This is a genomic window from Runella sp., assembly GCF_965279615.1.
GTDB lineage: Bacteria > Bacteroidota > Bacteroidia > Cytophagales > Spirosomataceae > Runella.
Window position 1 is genome coordinate 5168141 of record NZ_OZ257252.1, and the last position, 24006, is coordinate 5192146.

A 24006-nucleotide genomic window follows, 5' to 3' on the forward strand; every position below is an offset into this window, starting at 1 on the left:
TACCGGCTGCTCGTAGACGACAGTATTAAAAATGAAGCAAATCAGGCAAAATAGTGTCTCCTTGATTTTGATGGTCGCCAGTATGTTGTTACTGGCGGCTTTTCAGGTATTTTGGCTGCGGAAAGAGTACAATGAACAAAAAAGCATTTTGCAAAAAGAGACGGATATTTTGTTCAAGAATACCATTCAGGCATTGGAAGATTCGGTGATTCAAAAGAAGATATCGCTGCCGATGAGAAAAGCGTTTTTGCCTGATTCGCAGGTTTTAGTTCAAAAAAGTAAGGTTTCCAAGCCTAAATTCACCTTTCACTATACGCAAAATAATACTCCTCCGGAACCTCAGATAATCCGTACAATGCAGGAAAAGGCTAAAAATGTGGCCTCATCTGAAGCCTTTAATATGTTTTATATACAAACAGCGGCGCGCATGGCTCGGTCATCAGGTGCGGATACTATGCCGCTTGTATCCGGAGATAAATTGCAAGACGTTTTAAGGAAAATCAATCCCGATAATATCCGATCTATTAATATAAATGCGATTGGAAATTTAGACATAACCAAACTCATGCTTTCAGATACAACGCCGCAGGGTAAATCTGAAATTATCATTGTAAAATCGCATCATCCGTCAGATACGATGCAAAAAATGATTGGAAGAGTGGCTAAAGTGATGATGTATAATCGCCCGAATCGTGATAGCATTCTGTCGCTCATGCCAATGTCGGATAGACCTAATAATTTGAGAATATCGGTCATTGAACGTGCTGAAAAACAGATATTTTCAGCCAAAGCAGCCCGTAAATATAATCCGAGTGAAAATCATTTTGTCATTCGATTGGATGAAGATTCGCTTAAAATTAAAGACATCAAGCAAAATTATGGGCTTCAAATCAGAAACTCAAAGATCAACTTACCTTTTCACGTAACCCGTCGGGCAACTAAAACTCTTTCTGACTCTTCTGCTATCAATGAAACGAGCGACCGAACATTGTCCACTTCAGCCGTTTCCAGTACTATGCCGTTTGGAAGCACTTATACGGCGGTATTTTCGGGATATGAAGGCTTTCTGTTGAAGAAAATCGTTCCCCAAAGTTTGTTTTCGTTTTTCCTACTGGCCATTACAGGTTTGGCGTTTGGTGCCATTTCCCGAAATCTTCGCCAACAGCGCCGTTTGACCGAACTGAAAAATGACTTTATCAGTAACGTTACCCACGAACTCAAAACACCCATTGCCACCGTCAGCGTGGCGATTGAAGCGTTGCAAAATTTTGGTGCCGCACAAAACCCACAACAGACCAAAGAATACCTCGAAATTTCCAAAAGTGAGCTAAATCGCCTGACGCTGTTGGTCGATAAAGTATTGAAAATGGCGACTTTTGAGCAGCAGGGATTGTCGCTTTCACTTGAAACGATTGATTTGGCAGAAGTAATTCAATTGGTTTTGAATTCGATGAAACTGCAATTTGAAAAGTACGGAGCAAAAGTAGAATTCGAGAAAGTCGGCGCCTCTTTTCTGATTCCCGCAGATAAAATACACTTAACAAATGTCATTTATAATTTACTGGACAATGCTCTTAAATACAGTGAATCAAACCCATACATCTCACTGTTTTTAAAGGAAACAGAGAATGAGATTGCCCTTTCGGTCAGCGATACCGGCATTGGCATTCCAAAGGAATACTTGGATAAAATCTTTGATAAATTTTTCCGCGTTCCCACGGGCGATACGCACGACGTGAAAGGTTATGGCTTAGGATTGAACTATGTGTCATCGGTCATTAAACAACATCGCGGACGCATCAAAGTAGAAAGTGAATTAGATAAAGGCAGTGTTTTCACCATAATAATTCCAAAATTGTAGGGGCGGGCTTTACATCCGCCCCAAATCGGCATATCTACGAGAGCAACGGACAAAATAGGGCGGAGGCAAACGGCACGCAGTTGCGGGTCCCGTCCCTACAGAATAACAACCCAACATGACCAAAATACTGTACGTAGAAGACGAACCCTTTCTGGGAAAAATTGTGAAAGAAAGCCTCGAAAGTCGCCAATTTGATGTATGCATGGTAGCTGACGGCCGAGATGTAATTGCGCAATTCAAAGCGTTTCAACCCGTTATCTGTGTTTTGGACGTAATGCTTCCGCATCGCGACGGCTACGCCTTGGCGCAGGATATTCGCCAATTAAACCCCGAGATGCCCATTATTTTTCTGACCGCTAAAACTCAAACAGAAGATGTATTGAAAGGCTTTCAGGCGGGAGGAAATGACTATGTACGCAAGCCCTTCAGTATGGAAGAATTGATTGTCAGAATTCAGAATTTACTTCAATTGACCAACGCTAAACCTGTGTTGACAGCCCCTAACGGCAGCATCTTGTTGGGAACATATACGTTTTATCCTCATAAGTACGAGTTACACCGCGCTGACAGCCTGCGTAAACTCTCTCACCGCGAAACAGAGCTTCTTTCCATATTTGCGGAAAACCGTAACTTCACCGTTGCCCGCCGCGACATTCTGATGCGCGTCTGGAGCGATGATTCCTTCTTCAATTCCCGCAATTTAGATGTATATATCACTCGCCTGCGTGACTATTTACGGGAAGATACTTCCCTCGAAATCGTCACACTCAAAGGCGTTGGGTATTTGTTTAAATGCGAGGGCTAAGAAAACTTCCAAAAATCCCCGCCTGAATGAGGGATAGTATCATTATTTTTTATAGTATTGTTGGCATGGAAATGTAAAGCTTTTCCGGTCATAGGCTTTTCAAGGACACTTGAGAGTATAGTCATTGATTATAACCGGATTAATTCTTTGGGGTAGATGATTAGAAAACAGAAGGTCGGAGGCTTTCAAAAATAAAGCAGTGTGACAGATAAATACACAGAGATTAAACCACATCATTGAAAGACAGCAGGTTTGTACATTGATTTTTGAAGATGTAGAAACAAAGAGCAGGTTGTGTTTTGGACAAGCACCACCAAAACCTTCTCAGCATAGGTAACGAGTATTGACTCAACATTATCCTTAATGTTCATTTCCCTTGAAAAAAAGCAAATAAACATTATTATTGCAATTCTAAAATCATAAAATTGTACATTTTGAATTAAAAATTGTACATTAAAAATCTTCATTAATCGTGGAAAAAAAACCTAAAAAAGCCCTCTTATTTGAAGTCGCTTGGGAAGTCTGCAACCAAGTGGGAGGAATTTATACCGTGATTCGGAGTAAAGTGCCTGCGATGGTTGACCAATGGGGCGATGACTATGTATGTTTAGGGCCTTATTTTCCTCAACGTGCGTTGACTGAATATGAGCCCATTACTTCAGACGACGGGTCGGGGATCTACCAAACCGTTGAAAAAATGCGCGAAGCCGGTTTGGTGGTCGAGTATGGTTACTGGCTGATTACGGGTAAACCGCGCGTCGTGCTGTTCGATATAAGAAGTGTGTTGAACCAAATGGATCGTATAAAATATGGTTTGTGGGAACGCCATCAGATTTCGACCGTCAATATTGAAGATCTCGTCAATCAAACACTGGGTTTTGGCGAAATGGTGCGCGTTTTTTTGACCCAATTTGCGGAAGATTACGCCAAAAAATTTGAGATCACGGCGCATTTTCACGAATGGATGGCAAGTTCGGGATTGCCGGATCTACGCAAAGACGATGTTCGCATCGCCACTGTATTCACCACGCACGCCACGATGCTTGGGCGGTATATTGCCTCCAACGAGCGCGATTTCTACCATAAACTTCCCTTTTTTGACTGGAAACACGAAGCACGGCACTACGGAATTGAAGCGCAGGCAACCGTCGAACGTCTTGCGTACCTGAGTGCCCACGTGAGCACAACGGTAAGTGATGTAACAGCGCGGGAATGTGAGGTGTTTTTAGGGAAATATCCTGATCTGGTTTTGCCAAACGGGCTTAATATTCAGCGTTTTGCAGCGGTACACGAGTTTCAGAACCTGCACATGAAGTATAAGGAAAACATCCATCGGTTTATCATGGGTCACTTTTTCCAAAGCTATTCATTCAATCTGGACAAAACACTTTACTTCTTCACGTCGGGCCGCTACGAATTTGTTAATAAAGGCTATGACATTACGATGGAAGCCTTGGCTCGGTTGAACTGGAAAATGGTACAGGCCAAGATGGACATGACGGTGGTGATGTTTATTGTGACACGTCAGCCTTACCATTCCATGAATCCGGACGTACTTCAGTCACGGGCGGTATTGGGTGAAATTCAAGACACTTGCAGCGCGATTGAAAAACAGTTGGGCGATAAATTATTCTTAGCTTCTGCTTCTTCGTCCGACCATCATTTGCCTGATTTGAATCAATTTGTGGATGAATATTGGCGTTTGCGCCTTCGTCGTACCATTCAAACATGGAAAACGAAACGCTTGCCACCGTACGTGACCCACGATCTCAAACAACCCGATGCCATCACGGAATACTGTGAGCGTTCAGGATTGAAAAATCACGAACAGGACCGCGTTAAAATTGTCTATCACCCGGATTTTATTGCCTCAACAAATCCACTTTTCGGGTTGGATTACGGGCAATTTGTGCGGGGATGTCACTTGGGAATATTTCCGAGTTATTATGAACCGTGGGGATATACTCCTTTGGAGTGCGTAGTGCGAGGTATTCCGACCGTTACCAGCGATTTGTCAGGGTTTGGAGATTTTATCATGCAGATCATGCGTGATTATGAAAACCGGGGCATTTACGTAATCAATCGCAAAACCCAGGATTTTGACCAAGCCGCTGACCAATTGGCTAATATTCTGTTCAAGTTTGTGAGAATGAACCTCCGCGAACGTATTCAACAGCGTAATAAAGTAGAGAATATATCTGATGTTTTTGATTGGGGAAATCTCCGTTCTTACTACGATACGGCCCATGACTTGGCAGCCAAAAAAGCTTTTAAAACGAAAGTGATGTAGTTACTTAGTGTTATTAACGTCGCAGTGAACGTCGGCGAGGTTCAAAACCTCGCCGACGTTTTTTTTGCATTTATAGCTTCACAATTTCTCCCACGTCTACTAAATCAATCAATTGCTTATTCGCTGGTTCTTTTTCCAGTTTTTGGAGCACTCGGTAACAGTCTCCCAATGGCTCATCTGACAAATCAAAGGTGCCGTAATGCATTGGAATCATTCGTTTGGCATTCATTTCATGCGCGGCGTGTACCGCATCTTTTGGCCCTGCGTGACTCGCCGCCATAAACCATTCGGGCTTATAAGCTCCTACTCCCAACAACGCCACATCTACTCCGCCAAATAATTTGGCAAAATCCTGATAATGTGTTCCGTATCCGGAATCAGAACCGAAGTAAATACTCTTTCCATTGGCTCGAATCAAATAGGCTCCCCACAGATGTTTGTTAGTATCGTTTAAATATCGTCTTCCCCAATGATGAGCGGGCAGGTAAATAATTTCGATCTTGGATGTATCGGTTTGGTACGCCTGATACCAACCGGCAGCTTGTATTTTGGTGCTTTTTGTAAAATCTTGGAGAAGTTTGTCTAAATTAAGTCCTGTCAAATAGGTAGCATTGGGATTTTGAAGCGCTAAGGTTTTAAGGCTTTTTTCGTCACAATGGTCGCGGTGGTCGTGCGAGACAAGAATATAATCCATGTCCTTTAATTCAGAAATTGCTACGGGCAATTCTGAATAGCGTTTCATCAAGGCTGAAGGGCTTTCCAGCACGGGGTCGGTTAAGATGCGAATGCCGTTGAGACGAATAAAAAAAGTAGCATGTCCCAGCCAAATAATGCAATCGTCATTTCCCTCCAAAAAATGGTTGTCTTTTATAACTTTCAAGCGAAACGTATCCGCTTTTTTCTCGGCTTTTTGAGGATTGGTTTCGCTTTGCCATTTCCATAGATCGCTAAAACCGGGCAATGCGTCCATATCTTCGTTCAAAAAACGCCCATCCGGATTGACAGGGTTGCCTTTCCAATCGGTTCGGACAGTTTTCAGATCAGGATTTGAACGATAGCCGCCCGGTTCCCATTTAAAATCTTCGTACATAAAGAAGTAAAAACCTGCTGCCAAAGACAGTAAGAAAGCGACGCCGATGAGCATTTTTTTAGAGCGGAAGAAAGGTATCAAAGTGATGAAATTCAGTAGTATCAGAAACAGGTGTCAATGCAGCATAGTTCGTTGCAGGTTATAAAATCACATTTGTTTACTTTGGCATATAAACCTTTTCCTAACACTATGGCCCCAACCTTACCCGCCCGTATCTCTTCGGTAGATGCTTACCGAGGTTTTGTTATGTTTTTGATGATGGCCGAAGTACTCGAATTCGGGCATGTTTCCAAAGCCCTTCCCGGCAATTCTTTTTGGGCTTTTTTGGCCTACAATCAAGACCATGTCGAATGGGTTGGCTGCTCATTGCATGATCTGATTCAACCTTCGTTTTCATTTTTGGTAGGCGTGGCATTGCCGTATTCTATCGCGAGTCGCGTGGCCAAAGGACAAAATTTTGGAGCCATGTTTTGGCATACGATTCAGCGGTCGTTGATTCTTATTTTTCTGGGCGTTTTTCTGCGTTCGATGCACCGCGAGCAAACCAATTTTACGTTTGAAGATACCTTGAGTCAAATTGGTTTGGGATATCCTGTATTGTTTTGGCTTGGTTTTCGAACCTTTCGTACACAACTTATTGCCTTGTCGACTATCTTAGTAGGTTATTGGCTTTTCTTTGCTGTTTATCCGTTGCCCGGTCCTGATTTTGATTATGCTGCCGTAGGTGTTACTTCCGATTGGGAGCATAATTTGCAGGGATTTGCCGCCCATTGGAATAAAAATACTAACGCTGCATGGGCGTTTGACCAGTGGTTCATGAATCTTTTTCCCCGTGAAAAACCGTTCATTCGGAATGGAGGCGGTTATTCTACATTGAGCTTTATTCCAACATTGGGAACCATGATTTTAGGTTTGTTGGCCGGGCAATGGCTTAAATCAGATTCGGCACCAATGGAGAAAGTCAAACGATTTGGCGTGCTGGGAATCAGTCTTTTAATAGTAGGATCGCTGCTCAATTGGCTGGGTATTTGTCCCAATGTCAAACGCATCTGGACGCCAACTTGGGTATTGTTTAGCGGAGGATGGTGTTTCTTATTATTGGCTGCTTTTTATTGGTTGGTAGATATTCAAGGGTATCGCAAAGCTTTTTTTTGGTTGATCGTGATCGGGACTAACTCCATTGCAGCCTATGTAATCTCCCATACAATAGTAGAGTTTATTCATCACTCTATACAGATACATATTTCTTCTACTTATGATCAAGTAGTTGGAATCACGTATGAGTCGCTCGTACGGGGGACTTTAATTCTTTTGGTGGAATGGCTGATTTTGCACTGGATGTACAAAAATCGGATTTTTGTAAGGATTTAATAAGTTTTTAAGCCGATTCTTTGGACTTTTTAAATATAGCTTCTACTTTTGTAATGCCGTCCAAAAAACGGCATTTAATTTATGTAAAATTGCCTATATAATCAATATACTATATATGGTATTAGGCTTTTAACATTACATTGAAAATACAGCCATTATCACAATCACATTCCTACCGAGATAAAATTTTAAAAGGATATGAGTTCCATTACAAAAACGCCGAGTGTACCTACCGAAAAACCAAGAAACATTGAGGAATGGCTGTGGATTGGAATCCCAATTGGGCTGTTGACACTTATTTTAGGCTATTTGTTTTACAAACATGCCGGGAGTTTTACGTTGCAAGGTTTCAAAGACGGCTTTAACTCCGATTTGGTATTTTACCTCTTAGTAGGTATTGGGGCGCAACTGGTAGACGGCTCACTGGGCATGGGCTATGGCGCTACCGCTACTTCCTTTTTATTGACCTTGGGCGTACCGCCTGCCGTAAGCAGTACAAGCGTTCATTTGTCTGAGATGTTTACAACAGGAGCTTCGGCTATTTCGCATTTCAAATTTAAAAATATCAATAAAAAGCTTTTCAGAACTTTATTGATTCCCGGGGTGATCGGTTCAATCATAGGCGCTTATTTGCTGTCGGATGTGATTGACGGCAATGTCATTAAGCCTTATATATCAGCGTATATGGTGGTTTTGGGGTGCATTATCGTAAGCAAAGGGATCAAAAAGACAAATGTTAAAAAGCCAACGAAACGACTGGGCATCTTGGCCATTTTTGGTGGTTTTATGGATGCCGTTGGCGGAGGAGGTTGGGGCCCTATTGTGACTTCTACGCTCATTGGTCGTGGTCGTGATCCGCGTTATACCATTGGTTCGGTCAATGCTGCTGAATTTGCCGTGGCGTTTGCCAGTGGTGTTACATTTCTGCTTTTTGAAGGGATCAACAGTTGGCAAGTAGTGCTTGGATTAATGCTCGGTGGCATGATTGCCGCACCCTTTGGCGCTTACCTGGTGAATAAAGTAAACCGCAAGCCATTGATGGTGATCGTGGGTTTATTGGTAATATTCTTAGGATTAAGAGTTGTTTTGAAAGCGATATTGTAGCAGAATGTGTAATTTTGCGGCCTAACTCAATTAGGTCATTATAAAAGATTTGAAATGTTTGTAAATCAAGGTCTACAAAAGTTTCAGGTCTAAATTTTCAGGAAAAGTATGAAACGTCAGACCAAAGCAATTCGCATCCAAACCAAAAAGACACAATACCGCGAACATTCTACGCCATTGTTTCTTACCTCAAGCTTCTCATTTGAATCGGCCGAACAGGGCAAGGCACTTTTTGATGAGACCGAAGAAGGCAATATCTATAGCCGTTTTTCGAATCCAAGTGTTCAGGAATTTGTGGATAAAGTATGCATGTTGGAAGGTGCAGAAGACGGCCTTGCTACGTCTACGGGTATGGCAGCGGTGTTTGCAAGTATGGCGGGAATTCTGAAATCAGGTGATCACCTTTTGGCTTGTCGGGCGTTGTTTGGGTCGGCGCATCAGATCATTACGCAGATTTTTGCCAAATGGGGTATAACGTATACTTATTTGGATGCTGATGCAACCGAAGAACAGTGGGAAGCCGCTGTGCAGCCTAACAGCCGCATGGTATACCTTGAAACACCTTCCAATCCGGGATTGGAACTGGTCGATTTGGCCATGATCGGTCGGATTTGTAAAAAACACAATTTGATTTTTAACGTTGACAATTGCTTTGCAACCCCCATCCTTCAAACGCCCGTTGATTTTGGCGCAGATTTGATCGTGCATTCAGCGACTAAATTCATGGATGGCCAAGGTCGTGTGTTGGGTGGAGTTGTGGTTGGTAAAGCTGAATATATTGCGCCGATACGCTTTTTCTGTCGCCATACCGGACCTTCGATGTCGCCATTTAACGCGTGGACACTGAGCAAAAGCTTGGAAACGCTCGAACTTCGTATGGAACGCCACAGCCAAAATGCGTTGCGTTTAGCGGAAGCGTTGGAGGCATTGCCTGAAGTGAAAAAAGTCAATTATCCCTATTTGCCAAGTCATGCACAATACGAATTAGCCAAAGCACAAATGAATGCCGGCGGAGCCATCGTGACCATTGAATTGGAAGGTGGATTTGAGCGCGTAAGTGCTTTTATGAGAGCCTTAACCATTCCAACCTTGTCGTCAAACTTGGGCGATACCCGTACCATTATTACGAATCCGTTCACAACAACTCACTCTAAACTGAAGTCTGACGAGAAAGCAGCCTTGGGAATTACAGAAGGATTGATTCGGATTTCGGTAGGTTTGGAATCGGTGGAAGATCTGATTGAAGATTTTACGCAGGCAGCAGTTGTGAGTGCGGAGGTAGTTGCTGAGAAAATTTGAATAGATTCTTGAAATATAAATTTCAGATATGAAATTCCCGCTTACAGCAAACGAATTGACTAATGAGGTTTATATTTCGGCAGATAAATATCCTGAAATTGGAGATTTACGAATTAGACAGTTGATAAAAATTTTATCAAACGTATCTGATGAATTAATAATTGAAGGAGTAATTAATGTCTTTGAAGGCGACCAAAGAATATTAACCAAGACTTTAGATCAAGAGTTTGCAGGGCAAATTTTGAGAGAAATCAAGCCTAAAACACAGGTTGCCCTTGAGACAATTCTGAAAAGAATTTTAAGCAATTGGGATAAAAGTGTAGAAGAGATTCCATTTTGGTTAAAAGAAAATTATGGTGCAGAGGCATGTAAAAATACCTTTGAAATGATTTCAAATAATGATGTATTAACAAAGATTGAAAAGGAACAATTAGAAACGATAAAGTGGTGGATGGAAATAAAATAAATTAACGGTATGCTGAAACAAAATTTCTCCCGTTTCCAAACACTCATTGAGCAAGGCAAAACCCTTGAAGCAATAGACGAATGGTATGCGGAGGAAATTATTCAAATAGAAAACACTGACGAACCAATACAGGGAAAAGATGTGTTACGGCAATACGAAGCAGCTAATTTAGAAGGTGTCAATAGCCTGAACATCAAAGTTGTTTCGGTAGTAATAGATACGGGAAAGGGATTAGTGGCGGGTGAACTGGACATTGTTTTTGACAGCAAAAAACGCGGCCCGCAACGATTGAGAGAAGCGTTTGTGCAACGCTGGCAAAACGATCAAATTATTCATCAACGATTTTATTACAAGGGCTTTGAGCCTGTCTGACGTAAGCACAAAAGTGTTTTAGTGGAAAATAATATATAATACAAATTCGATAGAATTAAAATGCAGGCAGATGTATTAACCCATCATACAGCTTCGTCGTTGCAGGAATTACTGCAAGGCAAAACCGAAGTCGAAGCATTACGCCTTTTGGCGGAATTGTTTCCCGGACAAGTGGCATTTTCGACCAGTCTGGGGTACGAGGATCAGGTGATTACAGATATGATTTTAGCTAACGGTATTGATATTCGAATCTTTACCTTGGATACAGGACGCATGTTTCCTGAAACGTATCTTACCTTACAGAAAACCAACAATCGCTACGATACCAAGATCGAAGTACTTTTTCCCCAAAACGAAGCGGTTGAAAAACTGCTGACGGAAAAAGGACCATTGAGTTTTTATGAGTCGGTAGAAAATCGCAAAGAGTGCTGTTTTATTCGTAAAGTGGAACCCCTTAACCGTGCGTTGAAAGGGGTAAAAATATGGGTAACAGGTATCCGCGCCGAGCAATCCCCGAACCGTACCGATATGCAGGCCATTGAGTGGGACGGCGGCCATGATCTGTTTAAATACAATCCGCTTTTGCCATGGACATTTGAAGAAGTAAAAAGCTACGTGAAAGCTCAGAATGTGCCTTATAACCCACTGCACGACAAAGGGTTTGTAAGTATTGGTTGTGCCCCTTGTACGCGCGCTATCCGCGAAGGGGAAGACTTCCGCGCCGGCCGTTGGTGGTGGGAAGATGAAAGCAAAAAAGAATGCGGATTGCACGCTAAATAAAAGCGTTTGGAGAGCAAGCCCGTTCTTTTAAAAGTAAATTACAAAATCAGACACGATACATCATGTCAACTATTCAAAATCCGGAGTCCATTGTCCAACGTCAGGACTATTTGGATCAACTTGAGTCCGAAGCCATTTACATTATGCGTGAAGTGGCCGGGCAATTTGAGCGTCCCGCGTTGTTATTCTCGGGTGGTAAAGATTCAATTACCCTTGTTCGTCTGGCCCAAAAAGCCTTTGCTCCCGGCAAAATTCCTTTTCCATTAGTACATATCGATACGGGACATAATTTTCCTGAAGCAACACAATACCGCGATTGGCTCGCTAATGAAGTAGGAGCAAAATTGATTGTACGTCAGGTAGAAGATACCATTAAAGCTAAGGGTTTAAAAGAACAGACCGGTAAAAATGCTACGCGTAACTGGCTGCAAACCTTTACGTTGCTGGATACCATTGAAGAATTTGAATTTGACGCATGTATCGGCGGCGCTCGTCGTGATGAAGAAAAAGCCCGCGCCAAAGAGCGGATTTTCTCGTTCCGCGATGAGTTTGGTCAATGGGATCCTAAGCGTCAACGTCCTGAATTGTGGAATTTGTTTAACGGCAAGATCAGCAAGGGCGAAAATGTACGCGCTTTTCCTATTTCCAACTGGACAGAGCTGGACGTATGGTCGTATATTGAGCGCGAAAAAATTCCATTACCAACGATTTATTTCTCTCATCAGCGGGAAATGATCTTGCGTGACGGCAATTTGTTGGCGAATGCGGATTTTATTTTCAAAGATGAAAATGACGTGATCGTTACTAAAACGGTTCGTTTTCGCACGGTTGGTGATATGACCTGTACCGCAGCGGTTGAGTCGGATGCCGATACTATTGAAAAAGTGGTGAACGAGATCAAAGCAACGCGCATCAGCGAACGCGGCGAAACCCGTATCGACGACCAACAAACCGAAGCGGCCATGGAAGACCGCAAAAAAGGAGGATATTTTTAGAAAGTGTAGCCTTGAAAGTGAAATTGTAGTCTGCTATGACTGTTTTCACTATGAACGGACTCATTGATTTACTTACTATTACAAATGGACATTCTAAGATTTATAACCGCAGGCAGTGTTGACGACGGAAAAAGTACGTTGATCGGTCGCTTGCTTTACGATACAAAAAGCATCTTGGCCGACCAAATGGAGGCTATTGAACGCGCCAGCAAAACCAGAGGTGATGGTGAAATAGACTTGGCTTTATTGACCGACGGACTTCGTTCGGAACGTGAACAGGGAATTACAATTGACGTAGCCTATAAATATTTCCAAACACCCAATCGCAAATTTATCAGTATTGATGCTCCGGGCCACATTCAGTATACCCGTAACATGGTAACGGGTGCTTCTAATGCTGATTTGGCCATTATTCTGATTGACGCCCGTCAGGGAGTGGTTGAACAAACGCGTCGACATTCGTTGATCGCTTCGCTATTGGGTATTCCGCACATTGTGGTGGCAGTCAACAAAATGGATTTGGTAGGGTACTCGGAAGATACGTTTTTGCAGATTGCGCAGGAATACAAAAAACTGGCCGATAAACTCGGTATCAAAGATTTAAAAATCATTCCCGTAAGTGCGTTGGCCGGCGACAATATCGTGGATAAATCCGAAGCAATGACATGGTACACAGGCGAGACTATGCTTCATTACCTTGAAAACGTCGATGTTTTAAATGATATAAATTACACGGACGCGCGCTTTTCCGTTCAGTATGTATTACGCCCTCAAACCGAAGAATTGCACGATTATCGTGGGTACGCGGGAAGAATCCAAAGCGGTGTTTTCAAAAAAGGTGATTCTATTACCGTTTTGCCATCAGAGCAAACCTCCAAAATCGCCAAAATTGAGTTGTATGGAGAAGAAGTAGAAGAAGCTTATGCCCCTCAATCAGTAACGCTATTGCTCGAAACAGATGTAGACATCAGCCGAGGAGATTTGATCAGTGGTACGGGCAACCTGCCCGTCCTAAGCCAAGATGTTGAAGCAACCATTTGTTGGATGGACGACCGTAAAGAGCTGAAAGTTGGCAATAAATATACACTTCAACACGGAACGAGCCTTGTACGTTGCTCTGTTAAAGGCATCGAATACCGTATTGATGTTAATAACTATGAGCGATTGGAAGATATTCAAAGCCTTAAATTGAACGACATCGCAAAAATCATCCTGCGTACTGCCAAACCGCTTGCGTATGATTCATACCTGCAAAACCGCGCTAATGGTGCCGCGATCTTGATTGACGAAACATCTAATGTAACTGTTGGTGCGTGCATGGTAGAAGCTTGATACTTTGTTATTCAAATTAGAAAACCCCTGACTTTCAAAGAAGTCAGGGGTTTTTGTTACCAAGCAGTCGCTCGCGTCTCGCGAGTGACGACTATTATGAGGCTTCCAGCCTATTTTTTTATTCAGGCCGGAGGCCTAACAATAATCGTCACTCGCGAGACGCGAGCGACTGCCCGGTAACTGCACAGGTAGGTACGGGAATGTTACTGCCACAATTCATGTCAATTTTGTACCTTCCCAACAAAACCAAGGTTATTTTCTCCTTTAAACCTATGAACTATTTATCCCGTCAAAACCTGCTTGCTTTTGGATTGATGATAAGTTTGGCCTTGCCGCTTTCCGCGCAACGTAATGTCCTCAATGCCAATGACTCCAACACGCCTCTGCATTTATTAAAACCTGATTATCCCGTTCCTTACGGCATTGTAAAAGCAGATGAAGTAAAAGGAGTTTTGGATCGAATTCATGGATACCTGAATAATGTTACACCTCCAGCCTTTGTCAATTCCAAGACGGGCGAAGTGTTGACGGACCTATCTAAAATTGACGAAAATACAGCCCTGCAAAAAGGTGATTATCGTTTGGTAAGTTACGAATGGGGCGTTACTTACGGAGGAATGTTGTTGGCAAGTCAAGTAACAGGCGATAGCCGTTACAGAGAATACACCGAAAAGCGATTGGAATTTATCGCCAATGCCGCGCCTTACTTCAAAAAAACGACTGAAGAACACGCCGATTGGGGCACAAAAGGGCCTCTGCGCGGTTTGCTGACTCCTCATGCTTTAGATGATTGCGGTGCCATGTGTGCTGCCATGATTAAGGCCACACGCGAAGGAAATAAGTCTAATATGCGCCCCTTGATCGATAGCCATATCAACTATATTTTAAACAAGGAACATAAGCTGAAAGACGGCACGTTGGCACGAAATCGCCCTCAACCCAACACACTTTGGTTGGATGATCTGTTCATGGGTGTACCTGCCATTGCGCAAATGGGGAAACTGACAGGCGATAAAAAATATTACGATGAAGCGGCCAAGCAGGTACTGCAATTTGCGGGAAGAATGTTCAACAAAGAAAAAGGCGTTTATATGCACGGTTGGGTGGAAGGCATGGCCGAGCATCCCCAATTTCACTGGGCAAGAGCCAATGGCTGGGCGATTTTGACCAAAGTAGAAGTTTTGGATGTTTTGCCCGAAAATCACCCTGCCCGTCCTGAAATTTTGGCATTACTGAAAGCGCACGTAAAAGGATTGGCGTCGTATCAGTCGGGGTCGGGTTTCTGGCATCAATTGCTTAACCGTGAAGATTCTTACTTAGAAACTTCGGCTACCGCGATTTATGCCTATTCTATTGCTCATGCCATTAACAAAGGCTGGATAGACGGCTTGGCCTATGCGCCTATGACCCTGTTGGCATGGAATGCTGTTTCAACCAAAGTTAATGAAAAGGGCCAAGTGGAAGGTACGTGCGTGGGTACGGGCATGGGCTTCGATCCTGCTTTTTACTACCACCGTCCCATCAGCCCTTTTGCAGCGCACGGCTACGGTCCTGTGATTTTGGCAGGTGCAGAGGTAATCAGTTTGTTAAAAAACAAGCAGTTTGAGATCAATGACAGTTCTGTGCAGTTGTTGCAGAAAAAATAAATTGTTTTGGGACTGATTAAGGGTAGTGCCTACGGCACATAAAGGTTGAGGTGTGGATTCTGATGGGCTACAAATAGGTAGCTCCTACGGAGCAATCTCTTTGGTTGTAGTACTGTGGAAATAGTACAACTACTAACAAAATGCTCCGTAGGAGCTACCTGTTTGTAGCTTTATTGAAACACCAACGTATAAGAAAATAGAGATAATGAAATTTCTGAAAGTTACACTGGCGCTTTTACTCCTCGCATCAGCCGCCTATGCCCAAAAACTCCCCAAAAAGAAGGAACTTCTGAAGGCCATGACGTCGGCTAATGCCTATTTCATGAATAAATGGCCCGATGTTGGCAAACCCATTGTGGGAAAAGACCGCACGCGTCCGAGCAATATCTGGACACGAGGTGTGTATTACGAAGGACTCATGGCCCTGTATAAACTTGACCCGCAAAAAAGCTACTTAGATTATGCCGTTTCGTGGGGAGAAGCACACAAGTGGGGTTTACGCAACGGAATTACGACCCGTAATGGCGATGATCAATGCTGCGGACAAACGTACATTGATCTGTACCTGATGGACAAAAAAGAGGAACGCATTCGCGATATAAAAGCCTGTATGGATAATATGGTCAACAGCGACAAAAAAGATGATTGGTCGTGGGTGGATGCGTTGCAGATGGCGATGCCCGTTTTTGCAAAATTGGGGGTGCTTTATAATGACAATCGCTACTACGAAAAGATGTATGAAATGTATCTATTCACCAAAAACCAACACGGCGACAAGGGGCTTTATAATCCGGCCGAGGGGCTTTGGTGGCGAGATAAAGACTTTGACCCGCCTTATAAAACACCTACAGGCAAAAATTGCTATTGGTCAAGAGGAGATGGTTGGGTGATAGCGGCATTGGTGCGTGTACTGGAAATTATGCCTAAAGACGCACCGCACCGCGAAGAATACCAAAAAACATACCTTGAAATGATGCAGGCACTTGCGCCCCTTCAACGCCCCGACGGTTACTGGAACGTGAGCCTGACCGACGAGGCCGATTTTGGCGGCAAAGAACTCACGGGAACATCTTTATTTGTATACGGGATGGCGTGGGGAATGCGTAATGGGTTATTGGATAAGAAAACATATCAACCCATCGTGGCCAAAGCCATGAATGCCATGCTGAAAGAATGCGTACACCCCAATGGATTTTTAGGCTGGGTGCAGGGAACGGGCAAAGAACCCAAAGACGGACAGCCGTTGAGCTACGATAAACAGCCTGATTATGAAGATTTTGGCTTAGGTTGCTTTCTTTTGGCAGGTACTGAAGTAGCCAAATTGTAGTACTTAAAGGATTTTTTCAGATTTCTCCCAATTTCAGATTTTGGTCAGAAGACAATATATCTTTGAGGCAGTTCGGTTGGCGGAAATTTTCAAAAACCTCATTACTTTATTATAAATCAGTCAAGTGTCATGGCACTTATATAACCAAGTTAGCGTTTAAATAGCTCTTTAACAGGTACAGATTGAAGCTTTTTCATCTTGGGAATATAGATCAATGTGTCGTAATTTTGCGCGGATTGATTTAAATCCTTTAACAAGCTCGCTATTGATGAAAAAGACCATTGAAATTATCAAAGCGTCCCGCAGAAAGCTGGTGTATCTGACGCAGGGGCTTTCCATTGAAGCCTTGAATCGGATTCCGGATGGTTTTAACAATAATATCATGTGGAATATCGGCCATGTGATTGCGAGTCAGCAGATTCTATGTTATCGGTATTCAAATAATCAACCTGTTATTGAAGCTGAGATCATTGATAAATATAAGAATGGTACAAAGCCGGTTAAGTTTGTTAATTCCGCAGAGTTTGAATGGTTGAAAGTGCACCTTTTCTCTACGATTGACCAACTGGAAGAGGACATAGAAAGAAACATTTTTGAAAATTACAACGCCTATAATTCAGGCTCTTATCCCGAATTAAGAATTGAAACTTTCAGAGACGTGATGAATTATATTCCTCAACACGAAGGCCTTCATTTGGGATATTGTACAGCATTAAAAAAGCTGATCAATCGGTGATTGAATTTCTATTAGTGGATAGTAAAAAAATCCCGCAAAACCCTGCGGGATTTTTGTTTATTTATCTGTTCTCTCAATAATTATGGATTTTTAAACTCTCTGTTATCCTGTATTCATTCGTTTAGTTATAAACCGTTATAATGAACCACGTCGGATCATATAAAAAGGATTCTTAACTTTAATGCGCTCATTGTTAATAAGAAGCGTAGCGGCGGTTCTCCCCATTTTTTCAAAATCTGTGGTAATGACCGTAATATCCAGCAGTTCTTTCAGTGCTGTTTCGTTGAAAGATATTACTCCAATGTCTTTTCCCAAGGTAAGTTGAGCACTTCTGGACTTTTTGATCAACTCTGCCAAGTCGTTTTCCTCAACCACAATATAAGCAGTTTTCGCCCGAACCATCGACTCATCAACGGTCTCGCGGACGTCGAATTCTTTGTGATAATTAATGCAAAAATTACGGAAGCCACGCACGATTTCGAGCGGATAATTGCCGTCGCTTGGAAAAATCAATACCATACGTTGGTATTTGGCCAGTAGGTCCGTTGCATTTTCCAATGCCTCAAAAATGTCTTTTTCAAAGCGCTGATAGATGCTCAACGGTTGTTGTGGAAGCTCGGGAATCTCGCGATCCAGTAAAACCAATTCACCGGCAGGAATGCTTTTGAGCGTTTGAAGATAATCTGCTTTGTCCAGGTCTTCCGTAAAATGGGGCATCACAATGTAGTAATTGTATTTGCCCAGATTTTTATCAATGATTTCCTGAAAACGTCCCGCGCTATAATGATGAATTTCCAGATCTACCGTGGCTTGATCGCCCAGCGTTTGGAGGAAAGAATAATAGATGATTTTTTTATAAGAACTCAACTTGTTGAAAATGAGCAGCACTTTCAGTTTCTTGTCGTGATTGGATTGGATGTAGTATCCTTTTCCCTGTACCGATGTGATATAACCGCGCGCTCTGAGTTCTCGATACGCTTTCTCCACCGTGTCGCGCGCCAGCAGGTACTCAATGCTTAGTTCACTGATGGAAGGTAATTGGTTCCCCTTTTGCAACACGCCCCTTTCTATGTCTTTGATCACCGAATGGACAATCTGCTTGTACTTTGGCATCTTGTCTGACGGATTAAATTGCAACTGATACAAACCCGTAGCCGAGGAGCGATTGGAGGTATCGAATCCATAATGATTGCTGCGGCGGTTGATAGAAGCAATGGTTGTTGTCATAAGTGAGCCTCTTGAATTTTTCTAAGAAATCCTGTAAAAAAGGTCTTTTTGTTTAGCGAATAGCGTATTGTAATATATATAGAAGATATTAAACTTTTGAAAGAATTGGCATGAATTATTTATGCAAACGTTATCGGGAACGTTATCAAAATGAAATGTTTTGAAGAAATCGAAAATAAATACCGTAGAGACGCAAAATGTTGCGTCTCTACGGCGTCAAAATAATACAAAGAATAAGTTGGCTGAAATTGTATTATTTTACTCAGATATAACTGATAGCCAATGGTTCGGAAGATTGTAAAATGCTTGAAACAGCTCAAAAAAGCTTCGGATTTGAGAATCCGAAGGCACGGTGTAGAGACGCAACATCTTGCGTCTCTATAGTTCAAACAATTGACGGACATTATCGGCAAATGATTGACCGGAAGTAATTTTGGTTGATTTTTTATCATTGAGCACCAAAATGAACTTCCCATCAAAATGTTTCTGAATCTCTTTGACCTGACGGGAATTCACAATCGCGGCCCGGCTGACCCGGGTAAAATGTTCCGGAAGTTTTTCTTCCAATGTAGAAATGGTATAGCTCGTCAAATACTTTTGGCCTTCTTTAGTAGCTAAAAACACATATTTATCCTCCGCTTCAAAAAAACTGATCTCCTCTAATGGGATCAATAAGATCTTATCGGCAAATTTGACCGAAATAGCATGAAGGTCTTTTTTGGGCTTGAATTGTTCAATGAGTTGCAGAAGGCCGGAGTCGAAAGCGTTGGATGTATTTTTCGCCTGATTGGAAGCAATTCGATTTTTTAATTTTTCTACTGTTTTTTCGAGCCGGTCGTTCTCGATGGGTTTAAGTAAATAGTCAATGGAGTTTTCTTCAAATGCTCGAATGGCGTATTGGTCATAGGCGGTAGCAAAGATGACCATTGGCATGAACGTGAGGTTGGAAAGCATCTCAAAACCAGTCATTAGGGGCATTTCGATGTCCAGAAAAATGACATCCGGTTTTAATTCTTCGACCAATGTCAACCCTTCTGCGCCGTTCGCGGCTTCGCCAATGATCTCAAATGTTTCTGCAAATTTGCCCAACAGTCGGCGCAAACGGGCACGAGCCAAGGGTTCATCGTCGATCAGAAGGGTTTTAAAAGGCGTATTCATGGCAAATGGCAGCGGTCTTTTGTACAGAATAAATAGGCAATGGCAAGTTACAAACTTTTTGCCTGAACCAAACGCCGGCAAGAGGCGTTTTCATTTTGCTGAGAATAAGGTGTAATTTTGAAGCAAAAAAATCGTGAACTACCGACTGCATACCTGTATTTTAGTAATTGTTGGCTTGTTTTTTGCCTCCTGTAATCCCGAACGACGTGTAGAAGGCTCCAAAGAAGCCGTCGAGAAAATGAAAAGTATGCAGATCAAACGTGTAACCTCTCCGCAGGTAGTGGATATTGTGGATGAATGGGGAGAGCGAATCATAAAGCAGGCGCAAGCGGCATGGCAAGCAAAAGCCGGAAGTTCAAAAGCTGATTTTGCTTCTTTGTGTCAATTGAAAGGGATTGCGGAAATAGACTCTTTAGAGAAGTTATACGCAGTAAAAATCATGCTTTTGGGGGCTAAAGATGTAAAAAGTCCCCAACTGGCAGCCAAAGAGAAAGAAATATTGGATGCTTATTTGTACAACGCAGAAAATAAACTTCCTCAATCCACCAACATCCAGAAACTGGGAGATTCTGTACTCATTTATAACGCACCTATTGCAACTGAAAACATAATTTGCCAAAAGTGCTTTGCCGATGATGCCACGAAACTGGGCCTTTGGCGCGTAAAGTTTCTAAAGAATGAAGTAGTACGAAAAGTAGATGCCAAGTCGTTGGAGAAAAATAAAAAATAAAAACTGTTACTATTATCTGTCAATTATATGAAGCGCTTTGCTGCTGTTTTAATGTTTCTAATCGTCTCCGTTCCGACGTTTGCTCAACTTCAGGATCACGCGAGTTGGTCGTTTGAAGTTCCTAAGAAAGAAGCAAAAGTAGGGGATATCATTGAGCTGAAATTTAATGCGGACATTGATCCTACCTGGCATTTGTATTCAACAGAGTTTGAAGTGAAAGATGGCCCTAATCCTACTGAATTCAAGTTCAAACCCAATGATACGTACCAACTCGTCGGGAAAATCAAACCCGTAGGATTTCATAAATTTTACGAAGAAGTATGGGGTGGAAATACCAGTGTAGCCGAAGGAAAAGGAAGTTTTGTTCAAAAAGTTAAAATCCTGAAACCCTCTCCGCAAATAGCAGTGGAGATTTCCTATCAGACATGCCAAAACGATGGCCTTTGTACGATGGGAACTGCCGATTTAAAGATAAACACCATCAAAGTAGCCGCCGTTTCTCCCAACGATGCACCTAAAACAGATGCAGTTACTCCGACAACAGAGCAACAGGCCGCCGCAAACTCACAACCAACAACCTCCGGAACAGATACTGTTCAGGCAACAACCCAGCCCGCAGGAACGGCCGATACAGCACCGGCTTCTGATCTTTCGGTACCTGTTTCCGAGTCGGAAGAATCACTTTGGAGCTTTTTGTTGGCGTGTTTTCTGGGTGGTTTAGCTTCTATTTTTATGCCGTGTATTTATCCCATTATGCCCATGACGGTGAGTTATTTTACCAAACAGGAACACGGTACCGGCAAGGCATTGGTATACGGGCTTTCAATTGTGGCCATTTTTACGTTGCTTGGCTTTTTGGTTTCCCGAATTGGAGGCGCGCAGGCTGCCAACTTTATCAGTACACACTGGGCCCCCAACGCGATCTTTTTTATTGTCTTTATCCTTTTCGGACTTTCTTTCTTAGGATTGTTTGAAATTGTGTTGCCCAATTCGTTTGTCAACAGCGTCGATAAGCAAGCCGATAAAGGTGGTCTTATCGGTATCTTTTTTATGGCACTTACCCTTGTGGTGGTTTCGTTTTCGTGTACGGCGCCGATTGCGGGTTCTCTGTTGATATTGGCCTCCAAAGGCAATGAAGTAATGCGTCCGGTATTGGGAATGATCTGTTTTTCACTGCCTTTTGCCATTGTATTTACGGGATTGGCAATGTTTCCGAAATTCCTGAAAAGTCTGCCCAAATCCGGCGGTTGGCTCAATGAATTCAAAGTGGTATTCGGTTTATTGGAATTTGCGTTGGCGTTGAAATTTTTGTCAAATATTGACTTGGCGTACCAGTGGCAAGTGCTTGACCGTGAGATATTTTTAGCAATTTGGATCGTGCTGTTTTCCATCATCGGTTTTTATATATTGGGCAAACTTCGGATGGACAAAGACACGCCCGTAAAGGGAATTACGATTCCGCGTTTGTTGATCTCTTCGGCCACTTTTGCGTTTGTGGTGTACATGATTCCGGGAATGTTTGGCGCACCGTTGCGGGCGTTATCGGGCTGGCTGCCTCCGGAGCAAACGCAGGATTTTTACCTGACCAATGCCGTTGGTGGCGGCACATCGACTGCTCCGGCATTGACAGAATCGGGTCGTCGTAAGCCGCATTTGCCGCATGGATTGGAAGGCTATTTTGATTATGAACAGGCATTGGCACAGGCCAAAGCGGTTGGAAAGCCCGTCTTTATTGATTTTACAGGATTCAATTGCGCGAACTGCCGTAAAATGGAAGCCAATGTATGGCCGCAACCGGAGGTATTGAGCCGTCTTAAAAAAGACTTTGTGATTGCTTCTTTGTACGTGGATGATAAAACTGAACTGCCCAAAGAAAAGCAGTTTGTTTCTACTTACGATCAGCGTGAAAAAACGACCGTCGGGGCTAAAAATGCTGATTTACAGATCACGAAATTCAACAACAATGCACAACCTTTTTACTGTGTAGTAACTCCTGACGGTGAGTTGCTTACGAAGCCTGTAGGTTATGCCGGCGTTGAAGAATTTACCCGTTTTCTGGACGAAGGATTGGCAAAATATAAGAAGTAAACCTACTATAAAGACGTGCCAAGTTCAGGCGTATTGGTTTGTAAAATATGGCAGGTCGGGTAAATCAGTAAAAGCAACTTCCTTAAAGCATTCACTTTGGGGAAGTTGCTTTGTTTGTTAAATGTTAAAAAATCTAAAAAAGGGTAACATTTGCTGAATCAAAGCATAACTTGTAGTGATTTACGTTCTATTTTAAAACGAGCGTTCTGAGCTACGACGAACGACTTATTGCATGAAAATATTAGACCGCTATATTCTCAAGAATTTCTTAATCACTTACGTATTTACGGTACTCGTCACACTACTTATTATCTGTGTGATTGATTTTACGGAAAAGGTCGACAATTTCAGGAAGACAAATCCTCCTCCGTATGAAATTTTGGTAGATTATTATCTGAATTTTATCCCTTATTACGCCAATTACCTTAGCCCTTTATTGGTGTTTATTTCAACGGTGTTTTTTACGGCGCGTATTGCGGCTCGTACCGAGATCATCGCCATGTTCAGCAGCGGGATCAGCTTTATTCGGATTTTGTTCCCCTATTTTATTGGCTCGTTGATTCTGGCCGCCTTTACTTTTTATATGGTGGGTTGGGTCATTCCGCGTGCCAACAAGATTCGACTCGCGTTCGAATACAAATACATCGAAGACCAATATTATTTCAATCGTCGGAACTTTCACATTAAAGTGGCTCCTACCACTTATGCGTACCTTGAAAGCTATAACAATACCTCTCAAACAGGCTATAAATTTACACTGGAACGCATTGAAGGAAATCAACTGAGAGAGAAACTTACTTCCGATCACATCACTTGGGAACCCAAGAAAAAAAAATGGGAGATATATGATTATAAAGTTCGGAAGTTTGATGGTCAGAAAGAGATCTTAACGCAAGGGGTCAAAATAGATACGGCCATTACGCTGAGCCCAAAAGACTTCGAAAATGATAAAAATCGCTTTGAAGAATTGACCCTTACGCAGCTGAATGATTACATTGATCTGCTCAATTTGCGGGGCGCTGACGGTATTCAAACCTATTTACTCGAAAAATATACCCGATTTACACACCCCTTTGCCTTTATGATTTTGACCATTATTGGGGTAGTAGTATCAGCGCGTAAGAGCCGACGAGGTTCGGGATGGCAAATTGCGTTAGGATTTATTCTGGCGTTTGTGTATTTGCTGTTCTTTATGCTTGCCAAAGGAATTGCAGAATCAGGCAAAATTCCTGCAGTGGCGGCGGTGTGGTTGCCCAATATCATCTTTGCCGGAATTGGCTTCGTGCTTTATAAAACACTGCCAAGATAGTTGTTAAGTAATTACACCCA

Annotated in this window: 20 protein-coding genes; 17 read left to right on the forward strand and 3 right to left on the reverse strand. The window is 42.6% G+C overall.

All coding sequences use genetic code 11. From position 1 onward, the window contains the following. Positions 1 to 31 precede the first annotated feature (31 nt). The 3 genes from ACQY73_RS21760 (at position 32) to ACQY73_RS21770 (ending at position 4956) form a co-directional block, all read left to right on the forward strand. Positions 32 to 1861, forward strand: coding sequence for a sensor histidine kinase (locus ACQY73_RS21760; protein ID WP_428654899.1), 1830 nt, complete (start codon positions 32 to 34; stop codon positions 1859 to 1861). Positions 1862 to 1976: 115 nt separating this feature from the next. After that, complete coding sequence (locus ACQY73_RS21765; RefSeq protein WP_428654901.1) at positions 1977 to 2666, forward strand: response regulator transcription factor; 690 nt, start codon at positions 1977 to 1979, stop codon at positions 2664 to 2666. A gap of 472 nt (positions 2667 to 3138) precedes the next feature. Continuing rightward, on the forward strand, positions 3139 to 4956 hold the full coding sequence (locus tag ACQY73_RS21770) for a glycogen synthase (RefSeq protein ID WP_428654904.1): 1818 nt from the start codon (positions 3139 to 3141) through the stop codon (positions 4954 to 4956). 70 nt (positions 4957 to 5026) lie between these two features. Here the strand turns inward: ACQY73_RS21770 and ACQY73_RS21775 are convergent, their stop codons facing one another. Continuing rightward, on the reverse strand, positions 5027 to 6100 hold the full coding sequence (locus ACQY73_RS21775) for an MBL fold metallo-hydrolase (RefSeq protein ID WP_428654906.1): 1074 nt from the start codon (positions 6098 to 6100) through the stop codon (positions 5027 to 5029). Positions 6101 to 6235: 135 nt separating this feature from the next. Here ACQY73_RS21775 and ACQY73_RS21780 point away from each other — a divergent pair, with 135 nt between their 5' ends. The 11 genes from ACQY73_RS21780 to ACQY73_RS21830 all read left to right on the forward strand — a co-directional run bounded on the left by ACQY73_RS21780 (position 6236) and on the right by ACQY73_RS21830 (position 17474). Then, positions 6236 to 7417, forward strand: a complete 1182-nt coding sequence (locus tag ACQY73_RS21780; RefSeq protein WP_428654908.1) for an acyltransferase family protein — start codon at positions 6236 to 6238, stop codon at positions 7415 to 7417. Between the two features lie 198 nt (positions 7418 to 7615). Then, entirely contained in the window at positions 7616 to 8521 is a 906-nt protein-coding gene (locus tag ACQY73_RS21785) for a sulfite exporter TauE/SafE family protein (RefSeq protein ID WP_428654910.1), read from the forward strand. 108 nt (positions 8522 to 8629) lie between these two features. Then, positions 8630 to 9820, forward strand: a complete 1191-nt coding sequence (locus ACQY73_RS21790; protein WP_428654913.1) for a trans-sulfuration enzyme family protein — start codon at positions 8630 to 8632, stop codon at positions 9818 to 9820. A gap of 28 nt (positions 9821 to 9848) precedes the next feature. Then, positions 9849 to 10286 (forward strand): hypothetical protein, encoded by a 438-nt coding sequence (locus tag ACQY73_RS21795; RefSeq protein ID WP_428654915.1) that lies wholly within the window; start codon positions 9849 to 9851, stop codon positions 10284 to 10286. Positions 10287 to 10295: 9 nt separating this feature from the next. Next, positions 10296 to 10658, forward strand: a complete 363-nt coding sequence (locus ACQY73_RS21800; RefSeq protein WP_428654917.1) for a hypothetical protein — start codon at positions 10296 to 10298, stop codon at positions 10656 to 10658. 60 nt (positions 10659 to 10718) lie between these two features. Then, the gene (locus ACQY73_RS21805) at positions 10719 to 11438 is read left to right on the forward strand and encodes a phosphoadenylyl-sulfate reductase (RefSeq protein ID WP_428654919.1); all 720 of its coding nucleotides are present in this window, start codon (positions 10719 to 10721) and stop codon (positions 11436 to 11438) included. A 62-nt stretch (positions 11439 to 11500) separates the two neighbouring features. Next, on the forward strand, positions 11501 to 12433 hold the full coding sequence (cysD, locus tag ACQY73_RS21810; protein WP_428654922.1) for a sulfate adenylyltransferase subunit CysD: 933 nt from the start codon (positions 11501 to 11503) through the stop codon (positions 12431 to 12433). Between the two features lie 84 nt (positions 12434 to 12517). Next, positions 12518 to 13765 (forward strand): sulfate adenylyltransferase subunit 1, encoded by a 1248-nt coding sequence (locus ACQY73_RS21815; RefSeq protein WP_428654924.1) that lies wholly within the window; start codon positions 12518 to 12520, stop codon positions 13763 to 13765. A gap of 272 nt (positions 13766 to 14037) precedes the next feature. Then, the gene (locus ACQY73_RS21820; RefSeq protein ID WP_428654926.1) at positions 14038 to 15411 is read left to right on the forward strand and encodes a glycoside hydrolase family 88/105 protein; all 1374 of its coding nucleotides are present in this window, start codon (positions 14038 to 14040) and stop codon (positions 15409 to 15411) included. 205 nt (positions 15412 to 15616) lie between these two features. Continuing rightward, positions 15617 to 16738 carry a glycoside hydrolase family 88/105 protein gene (locus ACQY73_RS21825; protein WP_428654929.1) on the forward strand — a complete coding sequence of 374 codons (1122 nt, stop codon included), beginning with the start codon at positions 15617 to 15619 and terminating at the stop codon, positions 16736 to 16738. Positions 16739 to 17006: 268 nt separating this feature from the next. Beyond that, positions 17007 to 17474 carry a DinB family protein gene (locus ACQY73_RS21830; protein WP_428654932.1) on the forward strand — a complete coding sequence of 156 codons (468 nt, stop codon included), beginning with the start codon at positions 17007 to 17009 and terminating at the stop codon, positions 17472 to 17474. Between the two features lie 135 nt (positions 17475 to 17609). On the opposite strand, the gene ACQY73_RS21835 is transcribed toward ACQY73_RS21830, so the two are convergent. Beyond that, complete coding sequence (locus ACQY73_RS21835; protein WP_428654934.1) at positions 17610 to 18701, reverse strand: GntR family transcriptional regulator; 1092 nt, start codon at positions 18699 to 18701, stop codon at positions 17610 to 17612. Between the two features lie 378 nt (positions 18702 to 19079). Next, on the reverse strand, positions 19080 to 19859 hold the full coding sequence (locus tag ACQY73_RS21840) for a LytR/AlgR family response regulator transcription factor (protein ID WP_428654936.1): 780 nt from the start codon (positions 19857 to 19859) through the stop codon (positions 19080 to 19082). Positions 19860 to 19992: 133 nt separating this feature from the next. On the opposite strand from ACQY73_RS21840, the gene ACQY73_RS21845 reads away from it, so the two are divergent. The 3 genes from ACQY73_RS21845 (at position 19993) to ACQY73_RS21855 (ending at position 23986) form a co-directional block, all read left to right on the forward strand. After that, entirely contained in the window at positions 19993 to 20589 is a 597-nt protein-coding gene (locus tag ACQY73_RS21845) for a hypothetical protein (RefSeq protein WP_428654938.1), read from the forward strand. 27 nt (positions 20590 to 20616) lie between these two features. Beyond that, entirely contained in the window at positions 20617 to 22677 is a 2061-nt protein-coding gene (locus ACQY73_RS21850) for a cytochrome c biogenesis protein CcdA (RefSeq protein ID WP_428654940.1), read from the forward strand. Positions 22678 to 22909: 232 nt separating this feature from the next. Further along, on the forward strand, positions 22910 to 23986 hold the full coding sequence (locus ACQY73_RS21855; protein WP_428654942.1) for an LptF/LptG family permease: 1077 nt from the start codon (positions 22910 to 22912) through the stop codon (positions 23984 to 23986). Positions 23987 to 24006 lie beyond the last annotated feature (20 nt).